Below are 13,242 nucleotides of genomic sequence, written 5' to 3'. Positions count from 1 at the left end.
GGCGCGGACCCTAGCCGCGGTCGAGGCGGTCGGCCAGCGCGTCGAAGTACGGGCGCTGCGACCACGCCTCGCGGTCGCCGATCACGAACAGCCGCCGCCGCGCACGGCTCACCGCGACGTTCACGAGGTTCGGGCGCCGTGCGGCCCAGGCCTTCGCGCCTCGTTTGGCGGGATCGCCGCCGAGCACCAGGATGACGACGTCGGCCTCCTTGCCCTGCGCGGTGTGGACGGTCCCGGCGGTCATGTCGGACAGCTCCGCCCGCCGCTTCAGGTCGGACAGCCGGCGCGCGACGTCCCTGAACGGGCTGACCGCCAGGATGTCCCGCCCCGGAACCCCATCGCTCAGCAACGTGCGCAGGAGGGCGTGCAGCGACTCGCCCTCGGCCGGGATCCAGTGGCCCTGCGCGCGCGAGTCGTCCGCGACGTGCAGCCACTGCGCCTCGGGCACCGCGGGATGTTCCGCGCGGAACATCGCGCCCGGCCGCGGCGGCGTCGCGAAGATCATCAGGTCGTCGTAGGCGATGGCGTTGACCGCGTCGAACATCGGCCGGTCGCAGCGCCGGTGGACGGTCAGCGGCGTCCCGACCCAGAGGTCCGCGCCGTCCGGCCCGCGTCCCTCCAGCGTCGTGCCGTGGTCCGAGACGCGGTCGGCCAGCGCCTGCGCCGACAGCCCGCGCAGGAGCCATTCGTCGTCGACGCCGTGCTCGCGGGCCAGCGCGCGCTGGACGCGGTGCGACAGCGTCGTGATCGGCTCGAGCTGCAGCGGATCGCCGACGACCACCGCCCGTCGTGAGCGCCACAGCGCGCCGACCGCATGCTGAGGCGCGGCCTGCCCGGCCTCGTCGATCAGCAGCCAGCCGAGGTCCTCGCGGCCGAGGTGGCTGAACATGCGCGGCACGGACGCGAACGTCGTCGAGACGACCGGGGCGACGAAGAACAGCGCGCGCCAGGCCGCGAGCGCGGCGTCGCGCGAGAGGTCTGCGGGCGCGTCGCCTTTCAGCAGGTTGGCGGCGGCCATGAGCGCGCGCGACATCCGCCGCGCCTCGTGGCGCAGGAACGCCTGGTGCAGCGCGAGCGCGGCGACGAGCAGGGCGCTGCGCGCCTCGTTCCACTCCGGGTCGGTCCACAGCGCGACGGTCTCGCGCCGGTCGCGGTCGTGCTCCCACGCGGGGTCCGGGAAGTGCGCGCCGAGCCGGCGCTGGTCGTCGTCGAGCGCGGCGCTCAGCTGCGCGAGCTCGGCCTCGATCCGGGCGGCGGCCGCGCGGCCAGTGGCGACGGCCGCGCCTGCGGCGTCGGCGGCCTGGTCCGCGTCGCGGGCGGCGCGGCGTGCGTCCCGGAGGTCGTGGGCCGCTGCACCGAGCGCGTCGGCGATCTCGGCGCGCTTCGCGTTCCACGCGCGCACGCGGGTGCCGAACGGCCACAGGCGCGCGAGCCATCCGGGCCGGAGCTCGGCGTGGCGCTCGTGGTCGCCCTCCAGCAGCGCGTGGTCCTCCTCGGCGTCGGCGCGCCGTTCGGCGGCCTGCGCGGCGCGCGCCCGTGTGCGCTCGGCCTCCGCGTCCGCAGCCGTCAGCGCGGCCGCCGCGGGCGCGCGCTCGGCCTCCAGCGCGACGACGCGCTGCTGGTCCTCGTACACGCGCGAACGCTCAGCGCGCAGCACCTCCACGCGCTCCTCCGCGGTGCGGAAGGCGGCGACGGCGTCGGCCCACGCGTCTGGAGCGGGCGCCGGCTCGTCCTGCCACGCCCTCAGGACGCGGATCACACCGGGCTCGCCCAAGTTGGTGTCCTTGGCGCCCCACAGGACGCGCTCGACGAACGCGGCGCGCCGCTCCTTGCGGCCCAGCGGCGCGGCGATCAGGCCCCACGCGTCGTGCACACCCTCGATCCGCCCGGCCGGCCCGGCGAACCAGTCCAGGCCCGCGACCGCGCCGTGCCAGCCGGCGCCGATCGCGCTGCGGCCGGGGATGTCGCGGGTGACGTTCTCGATCGCGCCGTTGTTGGAGGAGGCGACGACCATCTCGAAGCCGCAGAGCGCGTCGATCCAGCGTGGCGCGCTGTGGTTCATGTTCTCGGTCGACCACCTCTCGTCGCCCGCGAACGCGGCCGCGGGGCGCTGCAGGGCGGCGAGGGCGCGGGCCCGGTCGACGAGCACGCCCGCGACGACGTCTCGCAACATGGTGGTCTTGCCCGTGCCGGGCGGCCCGTTGACGCCGAGCAGGCCGCGATCGAGCTCCAGCGCCAGCGTGACGGCGAGCTGCTGCCCGAGTGCCGGGACGTGCTCCGGGTCCGCGAGCCAGCGGCCGGCCGGGACGCGGCCCGGGGCGGTCGCGGCCTTGACGTCGTCGAGCCGGTGGCGGACGTCCACGCGCGGCGCGCTCGCCGCGGTGGCCGCGTCGGTCAGGTACGCGTGCAGCGCGGGCCCGGCGTCGGCGGCGTCGAGGGCGGCTGTCACGCGCGCGAGGTCGTCGGCGTGGAAGCTGTTGAGGAAGTCGCTGCCGTCGGTCTTCGCCGCGTTGCGCTCGGCGACCCACAGCGACTGGATCCGGATCTCCTGGCCCGTGGCGAGCAGGCCGCCGCCGGTCCCGGTGGCGGCCGCGGCGACGGAGACCAGCGCGGCGAGGTCGTCGCGCGTCAGCGGCGCGTCGCCCACGTGCGCGTGCACGAGCGCTCGGAACTCCGACGTGTCGCTGCCGAAGCCGTCGAGGTCGCCGAGGTCGTCGCCGGCGGCGAGCTGCCCGGTCGCCCACGCGCACGAGGACAGCAGCGGCGAGTCGTCGATCAGCACGCCCCTGTCGGTGACCATCAGCGCGGCGATCGCGCTCTCGCCGCGGGGTCGCTCGTCGTAGTCGTCGGGGTCGCGGCCGAGGTGCTCCTCGACGACGTCGCGGACGCGCTTCAGTGAGTGGACGCCGAGGAAGACCGTGTGGCGCCAGCGGGCCCGGGGCGGCGGCGGGCGCAGGCGCGCACCGTCCTCCCACGGCAGCGGCTCGCCGCCGCCGTGGGTCACCGTGATGACGTCATTGTCGCGCCGAACCGGCGGGATGTTCTGCGGGCTGAACAGCTCGACGCTGCGCCAGAAGCGCACGGGTGCTGAGCGGTGGGTCCCCTGCATGGACGGCACGGACGCCATCTACCGCCATGGCGTGGGTCCTACACCTCGTAGATGATCTCGACGCTGCCGCCGGTCAGCGGGCGGGAGTGGGTGAAGGTGAGCTGGGTCGCGGGGTCGAGGTGGTCGGTGAGGCGAAGGCCGGCGCCGAGCAGGATCGGCAGGATGACGAGCTGGAGCTCGTCGAGCGCGCCGAGGGTGTGGAAGGTGGCGATCGTCTTGGGGCCGCCGACGAGGTGGACGTCGCCGCCGCGGTTGGTCGCGCGGACGCGCTCCAGGAGCGCCGTGGGGTCGTGGTCGATGACGACCTCGTCCGGCGTCCCCTCGGGCCGCCCGCTGCCGAGCACGAACACGTCGAGCCCCGGCCACGGCCAGCGCGGCGCGCCGAGCGCGGGCGCGAACGTCGTCGCGCCCATCAGCGCGGCCTCCTTGCCCTCCAGGAACTCCACGATCCCGTGGCTGGAGCCGGACGCGAACGCAGGATCCGCCAACTGCGACGGCCACCCGTCGGGGGTCGACACGTAGCCGTCGGCGGACGTCGACAGGCGGGAGACGATCTTCATGGCGTTGGGTCGGAGCGGACGGCGCGCTCTCGACATCGGGCCACGCTAGATGAACAGGCCCTCGCCGACGTAGCCGCCGCCGGCCGCGCCCGGCGGGCAGGCGAACACCGCGCTCGCGGTGTGGATCAGGTGCTGGCCGAGCGCGTCGCTCGCCGCGAGCCGGCGCTGGATCGGCACGAACTGCCGCCGCGGGTCGCGCTGGAAGCTGATGAAGAACAGCCCGGCGTCGACCTGAGCGGTGTCGGCGTCGATCCCGTCGTCGTAGTTGTAGCCGCGCCGCAGCAGCCGCGCGCCGCCGTTGTGCTCGGGCGCGGCGAGGCGGACGTGGGCGTCGGCGGGGATCGTCGGCCCGTTGGGCCCTGACGCGGCGAAGTCCGGTGCGTCGTGCTCGGCCCGGCCGCCGAGCGGCGCCCCGGTGTCCTTGCGCCGGCCGATCGTCTGCTCCTGGCCGGCGACCGACGTCGCGTCCCACACGTCGAGGACGGTCCGGACTCGTCGCGCCACCAGGTACGTCCCGCCGGCCATCCACGGCGCGCCGTCGCCGGCCGCTGCCCACAGCTGGGCGCCGGTCGTCCCGGCGTCGCGGACGTCGAGGTTGCGCGTCCCGTCCTTGAAGCCGAGCAGGTTGCGGTTCGTCGTGCCGCTCGGCCGCTCGCCGAGGAAGCCGGCCTGCAGCCAACGCGGCTCGGCGACGCCGCGCGCGGCGTTGGACAGCGCGTGGAAGGCATGGAAGGCGACCTGGGCGTCGTCGCTGCAGATCTGGACGCCGAGGTCGCCGTCGCAGCGGCGCCGGTCGAACGCGTCGGCGCCGAACGACGGGATCGCCGCCAGCGCCGCGGGCCGGCGGTCGGCGAGCCCGAGCCGGCGGTCGGCGGCGAACAGCCCGGGCCCGAGGCCGAACGTGAGCGTCAGCCGCGCCGGGGCAAGCTCGCGCGCCTCGCCGGTCGCGTCGCGCGCGGCGCCGGCCATGAGCCCGGCGGCCGTGTCCGACCAAACGCGAAGGAGATCCGCAAGTTCATCGCGGTTCTCTGTTTTGAGGTCGAACGCGGCAAAGCGCAGATGCTGTTGCTGAGGTGTGACGATCCCGGCCTGGTGGGCGCCGTGGAAGGCGACCTGCTGCGCCGCGGGCGCGGAGGCTGCCCCAACGGTCGTTCGGGTCTTGCCGGAAGGGCTGCCGGGCCCGCAGCCGGCCACTGCCGCGGCCGCCGCGGCGGTGGCTCCGGCCCCCAGGAAACCCCGGCGGGACACGGCGTTCCGCGCGCGTGGAGGGGCCTGATCGGGAGTCGTCATCGCGCGTGCATCGGCCATCGGCGGCGCGGAGTTTAGAGCGCGTCCGCAGACAACGTCCTCCACCGGACTCAGCGCTGCCATCTGGTCCATTGCTCAACGTTCTTGGACGTTTGTTCGATGTTGCGCAGCCGTGTCGATCGTCAAAGTGCCGCGCCGTGCTCTCCGGTCCAATCAAGATGTACAACTCGATGCGTGCGCTCGCTCCCGTGGCGTTCGCGCTCGCGCTGGCGCTCTCGCTCTCCGGCGCCGCCACGGCCTTCGCCGACGACGTCGCGCCGGTCAACGCCACCGCGCCGTCGCTCTCCGGCTCCGAGCTGCTCGGTCATCAGCTCGCGGTCGACCACGGCAGCTGGACCGGAACACCGACCATCACCTACGCCTACCAGTGGCGGCGCTGCGACAGCCACGGCGACGCCTGCGCCGACATCGACCAGGCGATCGACACGACCTACCGCCTCGCGGATGCCGATGTCGGCGCGACGCTGCGCGTCGTCGTCACCGCCGCCAACGCCGCGGGCGCGACGAGCACCGTCACGACCGCGTCCGACGTCGTCGGGACCGGCGAGGCCGCGGCCGACGCGCCGGACACCGCCACGCGGTACGAGTACGACCTCGCGGGCCGGCTGCGGACCGTCGTCGGCCACGACGCCAGCGCGGTCCCCGGCGACCCGCTGCAGTCCGCCGTCTACCACTGGGACGCGGTCGGCAACCTGCTCTCGATCGAGCGCCGCGACGGCGCCGCCCCGGTCATCGACGAGCTCGACCGCTCCAGCGGCCTGCCCGGCACCAAGGTCGTCATCTCGGGCACCGGCTTCTCGAAGCACATCTCGCAGGACACGGTGAAGTTCGCCGGCACCGAGGCGCACGTCCTCGACGCGAGCACGACGAAGCTCGTCGTCGTCGTGCCCAGCGGGGCGGCCGACGGCGCGGTCACGGTCACCGCGCCCGGCGGCACCGCGACCAGCCCGGAGGGCTTCGACGCGACCAGCGATCGCTCCCCGCACATCACCGGGATCTCGCCGACGATCATCGCCAGCCCGAACCTCTGGCAGTCCGAGGGCGACGTGACGGTCACCGGCTCGCACTTCGCGCCGCGGCTGAGCGACAACGTCGCCTACGTCAACGGCCGCCGCGCGCAGCTGATGTCGGTCTCGCCGACGCAGCTCGTCATCGACCCGCCGCCCGGCACGAACGGCGGCCGCGTGTCGGTCACGACGCCCGACGGCAGCGACACCGGCCCCGACCTGTACGAGATGCCGGTCGGCGTCGGGGCCCAGGACGTCGACGAGACCCAGCGCACGACCGTCGGCACCCCGACGCAGGTGGCGGTCACCGCGGCCTACAAGAAGTCCGATCTCCTTTTCGACGGCAGGATGGGCGAGCAGGTCTCGATCGACGCCGCGGAGGTGTCGGGCTACGCGTCGATCGACGTCTACTCGCCCGACGGCGACAAGGTGGGCAGCTTCAGCGCGTACGAGAACTCCCAGAACTTCCTCGACACGATCACGCTGCCCACCGACGGGACCTACTCGATCGTCTACCAGGCCGTCTACTTCAGCGGCAACGGCGCCCACGCGAAGCTGACCGTGCACGAGGTCAACAACACCTTCGTCGACCTGCAGCCGACCAAGGAGGGCGCGACCGCGCACCTGACGACGGCTATCGCGGGGGACAACCCCGGCATCCACATGAACCTGACCGCCGGCCAGGCGATCGCGTTCAAGGCCGCCAACTCGACCGTCGGCTACGCGGCCATGCGCCTATACGGGCCCGACGGCCAGGAGGAGGCGGTCAGCCCCGCTTTCTGGGGCGACAGCGGCTGGTGGGACTCGACCACGATCCCGACGACCGGCCAGTGGACGTTGCGCGTCGACCCGAACGGGACCAACACGGGGTCCTTGGACGTCACGGCCTACGACGCCACCCCGAAGACCGTCACGGTGACGCCCGATGACGACGGCGACACCGGCCACGCGACGACCGACGTTCCGGGCCAAGACGTCGTCTTCAACTTCCACGGGACCGCCAACCAGCGGATCTCGTTCAAGTCCACCGACGACACCACGGTGCGCGACGGCTGGATCCACATGACGCTGCTGACGCCCGGCGGCGCCGCGCTCTCGTCGTACTGGTGGATCACGGACTTCGGTACGCCCGTGCGCCTGCCCGCCGACGGCGACTACAAGATCGTCGTCGACCCGGACAACCCGATCTCCGGCGTGATCGGGATGACGGTCTACAACGTCCCCGACGACCTCGACCAGACCGCGACGCCGACCACGAGCGGCAGCACGCCCACGTCGGTGAGGCTGCCCGCGCCGGGCCAGGTGGCGAACGTCCACGTCCACGCCGAGGCGGGCCAGAAGATCAGCGTCCTGGCCACGAACCTGGCGATGCCCTACGTGACCCTGCAGTGGCTGCGCGCCGACGGCACGCCGCTCGACTACGGCTACAACTACTCCAACCAGGCCTTCTGGTTCGGGCCGACGAGGTTCGACGCGTCCGGCGACTACATCCTGCGCGTCACGCCGAGCAACCAGGGCAGCGGCTCGGTCGACCTGTCGTTCTACGACTCGACCGACACCGCGCCGGGGAGCGTCACGCCGACGGCCGCCGGCGCGACGACCACGATGACCGCGACCGTGCCCGGCCAGACGCCGAGCTTCACGTTCACCGGCCGCGCCGGCGAGCGCCTGGGGTCCACCACCGGCGACGACACGTTCGGCGGTGCGGTCTGGGCGTGGGCCGCCCTCTACGCGCCGGACGGCAGCAGCGTCGGCTGGCTGCCGAGCGGCGCCAACTCCTACGGGAACCCGATCACGCTGCCGGCCGACGGCACCTACACGGTCGTCCTGAGGCCGCAGATGGGCGACCACGGCTCGCTGCAGATGACGCTCTACGACGTCCCGGCCGACCTGTCGGCGAACGTCACGCCGACCTTCGCCGGCGACACCGCGACGTTCCAGCTGACGCCGTTCCAGAGCGCGTCGGCGCACATCGCCGCACACGCGGGCGACAAGTACTCCGCGATGATCACCAGCTCGGCGAGCGTCTGGGCGTTCTGGCAGGGCGCCAGCGGCAACCGCTGGCTCTACGCGCCCGGCGGCTTCCTGGACCAGACGACGGTCCCGGCCGACGGCGACGTCTCGGTGCTGGCCGCCACGCAGCAGGGCCAAGCGCCCGGCGCGACGACGATCAAGGTCTACGACGCCGCCGACATCGTCCGCGACCTCGGCAGCGCCGGGGGCAGCACGCACCTCGACATGTCGACGCCGGGCGCCAACGCCCGCGTGACGTTCAGCGGCCAGGCCGGGGACGTCGTCCACGTCGACTTCCCCAACCTGACCGCGGGCTGGTTCAACCAGTACCTGTTTGAGCCCGACGGCCAGCAGATCGGCTTCCCGTGGGGCGGCAGCAGCAACCTGACGCTGCCGCAGACCGGCCAGTACACGATCGTGCTCGACCCGATGTACGAGACGACCGGCTCGAGCGACGTCAGCGTGACGCCGCAGAACGGCGGCGCGTCCTCGGCGCGCGCCCGTGCCGTCAAGGGCGCCACGCGCAAGGGCGTGAAGATCGACCCGAAGCGCGGCGAGGCCGCGAAGTACCCGACGCTGAAGGCCTACGAGGCGGGCGTCAAGCGCCGCGGCCGCGTGGCGCTCCCGGCGACCGGGGTCCTCAAGAAGGCGAAGGCCCCGCGGGTTGCGGCGGCGGCGACGCTGGCCGAGGCGTTCGTCGCCGGCGAGCAGAAGCGCTCCGGCAAGGAGGCCGCCGCCAAGGCGAAGGCCGAGAAGGCGCAGAGGGCCGCGGCGGCGCGGCCGGTCCTGTCGCCGCGGATGCGCAAGCCCAACGGGGAGCCGGAGATCTGGCGGCCCCAGCGCAGCGACCGCCAGCGCGGTGGCTGGGTCACCGGGCGCCAGGCGTCGCCGTGGGCGGGGATCGCCATGCTGCAGGGCGGCCTCGGCGTGACGGCCGTGTCGGGCCAGACGCTGAAGCTCAACGGCATGCCGCTGAAGGGCGTGCGCGTGAGCGTCGTCGGCGCCGACCCGGTCACGACGACCGACGCAGCCGGCCGCTTCGTGCTGACCGGGATCCCGGCCGGCAAGCACACGCTGCGCATCGAGGGCAGCGCCGCCTCCAAGGGCAAGCGGCGCTACGGCGACTACGAGATGGTCGAGACGTTCAAGGCCAACGTGACGACCGAGTTGACCGACACGGTCTGGATGACGCGCCTGGACGCGGCCGGCGATCGCAGGATCGCCAGCCCGACGACCAAGGCCATCAAGATGACCAACCCGAAGATCCCGGGCTTCGAGGTCCGGATCCCGGCGGGCTCGCGCGTCACCGACCGCCAAGGCAAGGTCCTGCATCACCTCAACCTGTCGGCGGTCCCGCTCGACCGGCCGCCGTTCGCGCTGCCGCGCGGCGTGACGGTCTCGGCGTACTTCACCGTGCAGCCGGGCGGCGCGTACTTCTCCAAGGGCGCGCAGATCGTCTACCCCAACTACCACCACCTGCCACCCAAGCAGCGCGTCACCTTCTGGGACTACGACGCCAAGGACCGCGGCTGGTTCGAGTACGGCAAGGGCCACGTCACGGCCAACGGCAAGCAGATCGTGCCGGACCCGGGCGTGCGCGTCTGGAAGCTGAGCGGCGCGATGGCGGCGACCAACCCGGGGCCGGCGTGGAAGCACACCCGCAAGGGCGTCGACCCGTCGGGCGACCCCGTCGACCCGTTCTCCGGCCTGTTCGCCTACACCAAGGCCGACATCAGCATCTCCGGCCCGATGCCGCTGACGCTGACGCGGACCTACAACCCGGTCGACTCGAACGCCTACGAGGCCGGCGTCGGCTTCAGCACGATCTTCGACACGCGCCTGGTGTTCGACCCCGACAACTCCAGCAAAGTCAAGCTGATCACCCAGGGCGCGCAGGAGACGCGCTTCAAGGAGGACCCGAGCGCGACCGACGGCCCGAACGAGACCTACCGGCCCTACCAGAGCCCGGGCTGGGGCGGGACGGTCGTCAAGTACCGCACCGACACCGGCATGTGGCGCCTCGTGCGGCCCGACGGGTCCGGCATGGAGTTCGACCTCGGCTCGCCCGTCACCGCGATCGTCAGCGCCAGCGGGCAGCGGATCACGATCAAGCGCGGGTACCGCAACATCATCGGGTCGGTCGACCAGGTCAACTTCCCGGACGGCCGCTGGCTGCTGATCACCAACGGCGGCATCACCGACAGCTCCGGCCGCAGGGTCACCTACACGGAGGACTCCAACCGGCGCCTGACCGACGTGACCGACGCGGCCGGGCACACCACCCACTACGACTACGGCACTGGCAGCGGGCCCGAGACGGGCAAGCTGACCGCGATCACCGACGGCCGTGGGCACACCTTCCTGCGCAACGAGTACGGCCAGGGCAACGTCATCACCAAGCAGACGCTGGCCAACGAGGGGACGTTCCAGTTCCAGTACGTCTGCGTCCCGCGCGCGAAGTGGCTGGACGGCGCGGCCGGCGGCGGTGGCGGTGACTCCGGTGGTGGCGGCGGTGGTGGCGGCGTGGGCGGCGGCCCGGCGATGTCGCCCGGCATCATGATGGCGGAGTCCGCCCATAAGACCGACGGCATCGATCCGGAGGACACCGCCGACGAGCTGGCGGCCAACGGCCCCTGCGGCGATGACCCGTACCTGTACACCTTGATCAAGAACCCCAACGGGTCGCTGACCAGGGTCGACTGGAACCACGACGGCGGCTGGACCGAGACCAGCCCCAAGGGCACGATGACGGAGAAGCTCGACGGCGCCTACCGTCTCAAGCAACTGATCGTCGACGGCGTCACCACGACGTACTCGTACGGCACCGACGACAACGTGCTCGCGACCCAGACGCAGTACGGAAACGGCCCGAGCTGGGGCAACGTCTACGGCTACGCCGGCACCGACCTGATGTCGATCCGCGATGCGTCCGGGCACACGACGACGATCGACCGCGACGCCAAGCACCGGGTGATCGCCGTGACCGATCCGACCTACCGGAAGACCACGTACGGCTACTCGGGCAGCGACCCGCGGCCGACGCGGATCACCGCGCCGGGCGGCGGGACCCTGCGGGCGACGTACAGCAACGGCGACCTCGCCACGGCGACCGACGAGCTCGGGAACACGACGACGGTCTCCTCCGACGCGGCCGGGTGGCCGATCAAGTTCACCGACCCGCTCGGCCACTCCGCGCTGGTCTCCTACGACGACGACGGCGAGGTCACGAGCGTCACCGACCCGAAAGGCCTGACGACGTCGTTCGACTACGACGCCAACGGCAACATGACCAAGTTGACCGACGCGCGCGGCAAATCGATCGAGGCGACCTACGACGACATGGACAACATCGTCTCGAGCACCGACCAGGACGGCGCCGAGCGGCATTTCACGCGCGATCTCGACGGCAACATCACCCAGGAGATCGACCGCCGCGGTCAGCGGACCGTGATGCAGTACACGGGCGCCGACCAGCTGAAGTTCGTGGGCTACGGCGCGCACGACGACGGCAGCGGCGGCCAGGCCTACGACGCCACCGAGAGGATCACCTACAACGACCGCGGGGCGATCGCCAAGGTCGAGGACTCCCAGGACGGCACGATCGAGCTCAGCTACGACGACCTGGGGGACCTCACCGGCGTCACGCAGGACGGCGACACCATCGCCTATGACTACGACGCCGCCGGCCGCCGCACGAAGATGACGCTGGCCGACGGCACCGAGGTGTCCTACGCCTACGACGACGCGGGTCGCGTCACGAGCATCACGCGCGGGTCGGTGACCGCGACGTTCAGCTACGACGCGGCCGGGCGCCAGACCGGCACGACGCTGCCCGGCGGTGTGGCGCAGACCGACGACCTCGACGCCGCCGGCCGGCTGCTGAGCCGCCACTACGCGATGGGCAACGCCCCGGGGGCGACCGTCAACTACGCCTACGACGCGACCGGCCAGCCGATCGCCAGCTGGGGCTCGCTGGACACCACGACGTTGCCCGCCGCCCAGGCGACGGCGACGTTCGACCCGGCCAACCGCGTGATCGCGCGCGGCGGCGTGAACTACAGCTACGACGCCGAGGGCAACCTCACCGGCGACGGCTCCCGGACGTTCACCTGGGACGCGCGCAACCGCCTGACGAAGGTGACGCACGGCGGCGTCGACACCAGCTACGGCTACGACGCGCTCGGGCGCCACGACGTGACGACCACCGGCGGGTCGACCACGACGTCGGTGTTCGACGGCTGGAGCGCGGTGTCGTCGGTGACCGGCAGCAACCCGGCGACGCAGATCCTCAACGGCGCCTCGCTGGACGACGTCCTGGCGACGACGACCGGCGACGACACGTTGGCGATGCTCAAGGACCTCGACAACACGACGGCCGGCAGTGGCACTGCGGCCGGCGTCACGACGTCCGGCGTGACCCACGACCCGTTCGGCAACCGCACCGGCGGCACGCCGTCGGCGACCGACCAGTGGGGCGGCGGCCGGCAGGACGCCGCGGGCCTGGTCGACCGCCGCAACCGCTACTACGACCCGAAGCTCGGGACGTTCATCAGCGAGGACCCGCTCGGGCCCGGCGGCGGGACCAACATGTACGGCTACGTCTGGCAGGCGCCGATCGGCGCAGTCGACCCCCTGGGCCTGAGCGTCAGGGGCGACGTCAGCGACTTCGCGGCGGGTGCGCTCGACGGCACCTTCGGCGACCTCCCGAGCAAGGCGTTCGGGGCGGACTGCTGGGGCACGGCCCATGAGGTCGGGAAGTTCGCCGGCGCGGTGGCCAGCAGCGCCTACGGCGGCGCGAAGGTGACCGAGGGCATCGAGTACGTCGTCGAGCGGCAGGTCTCCAAGAAGGTGGCGGAGAGCGCGGCCGTCCAGATGGCCGCGGGCGCCGGCGGCGGTGCCGCGGGCGGCGCGCAGGAGACGCTCGAGACGAACCCGAACGCCTCGACGTCGCAGGTCGTGCAGGGGATGGTCTCCGGCGCGGGCGGCGGGTTCGGCGGGGGCGCGCTCTCGTTCCAGGCCAAGGCGTGGACGAAGGACGCCTCCGAGGCGATGAAAGACCGGGCGCAGATCGTCAACAACGTGGCCGAGCCGACGCTGTCGGTCACGAGCTCGGTCGCCGCCGGTCAGGCCGACGGCCAGGGCCCGACGCGCGTCCCGAAGGTGGACAAGAAGAAGTTCTGCTGATCGTCGCGGCCCTCTCGGCGGCGTCGAGCCGCCGAGAGGGTCGCCGTGGATGCCGTAGAAC

Annotated in this window: 4 protein-coding genes; 1 reads left to right on the top strand and 3 read right to left on the bottom strand. The window is 72.7% G+C overall.

Annotated features, from left to right (window positions below):
* Positions 1-10 precede the first annotated feature (10 nt).
* The 3 genes from H030_RS0102045 to efeB are packed head-to-tail and all read right to left on the bottom strand — an operon-like array spanning position 11 to position 4,959.
* Positions 11-3,109 carry a DEAD/DEAH box helicase gene (locus H030_RS0102045; RefSeq protein WP_027004885.1) on the bottom strand — a complete coding sequence of 1,033 codons (3,099 nt, stop codon included), beginning with the start codon at positions 3,107-3,109 and terminating at the stop codon, positions 11-13.
* Positions 3,110-3,147: 38 nt separating this feature from the next.
* Positions 3,148-3,669, bottom strand: coding sequence for a dihydrofolate reductase family protein (locus H030_RS28560; protein WP_051221487.1), 522 nt, complete (start codon positions 3,667-3,669; stop codon positions 3,148-3,150).
* Between the two features lie 45 nt (positions 3,670-3,714).
* On the bottom strand, positions 3,715-4,959 hold the full coding sequence (gene efeB / locus H030_RS0102035) for an iron uptake transporter deferrochelatase/peroxidase subunit (protein ID WP_051222427.1): 1,245 nt from the start codon (positions 4,957-4,959) through the stop codon (positions 3,715-3,717).
* A 155-nt stretch (positions 4,960-5,114) separates the two neighbouring features.
* Here efeB and H030_RS0102030 point away from each other — a divergent pair, with 155 nt between their 5' ends.
* A complete protein-coding gene (locus H030_RS0102030) occupies positions 5,115-13,181 on the top strand; it encodes an RHS repeat-associated core domain-containing protein (protein WP_155891793.1) in 8,067 nt (2,688 codons plus the stop codon).
* The last annotated feature ends 61 nt before the right edge of the window (positions 13,182-13,242 follow it).

Origin of the sequence: Conexibacter woesei Iso977N, from assembly GCF_000424625.1 — a bacterium.
Classification (GTDB): Bacteria; Actinomycetota; Thermoleophilia; order Solirubrobacterales; family Solirubrobacteraceae; genus Baekduia; species Baekduia woesei_A.
Note: the sequence above shows the minus strand (reverse complement) of the source record. Positions and strands in the feature narration are given on the sequence as shown.

Coding starts and splice junctions, on each gene's coding strand:
- H030_RS0102045 (WP_027004885.1), bottom strand. CDS start 3,109: ATGCAGGGGACCCACCGCTCAGCACCCGTGCGCTTCTGGCGCAGCGTC.
- H030_RS28560 (WP_051221487.1), bottom strand. CDS start 3,669: ATGAAGATCGTCTCCCGCCTGTCGACGTCCGCCGACGGCTACGTGTCG.
- efeB (WP_051222427.1), bottom strand. CDS start 4,959: ATGACGACTCCCGATCAGGCCCCTCCACGCGCGCGGAACGCCGTGTCC.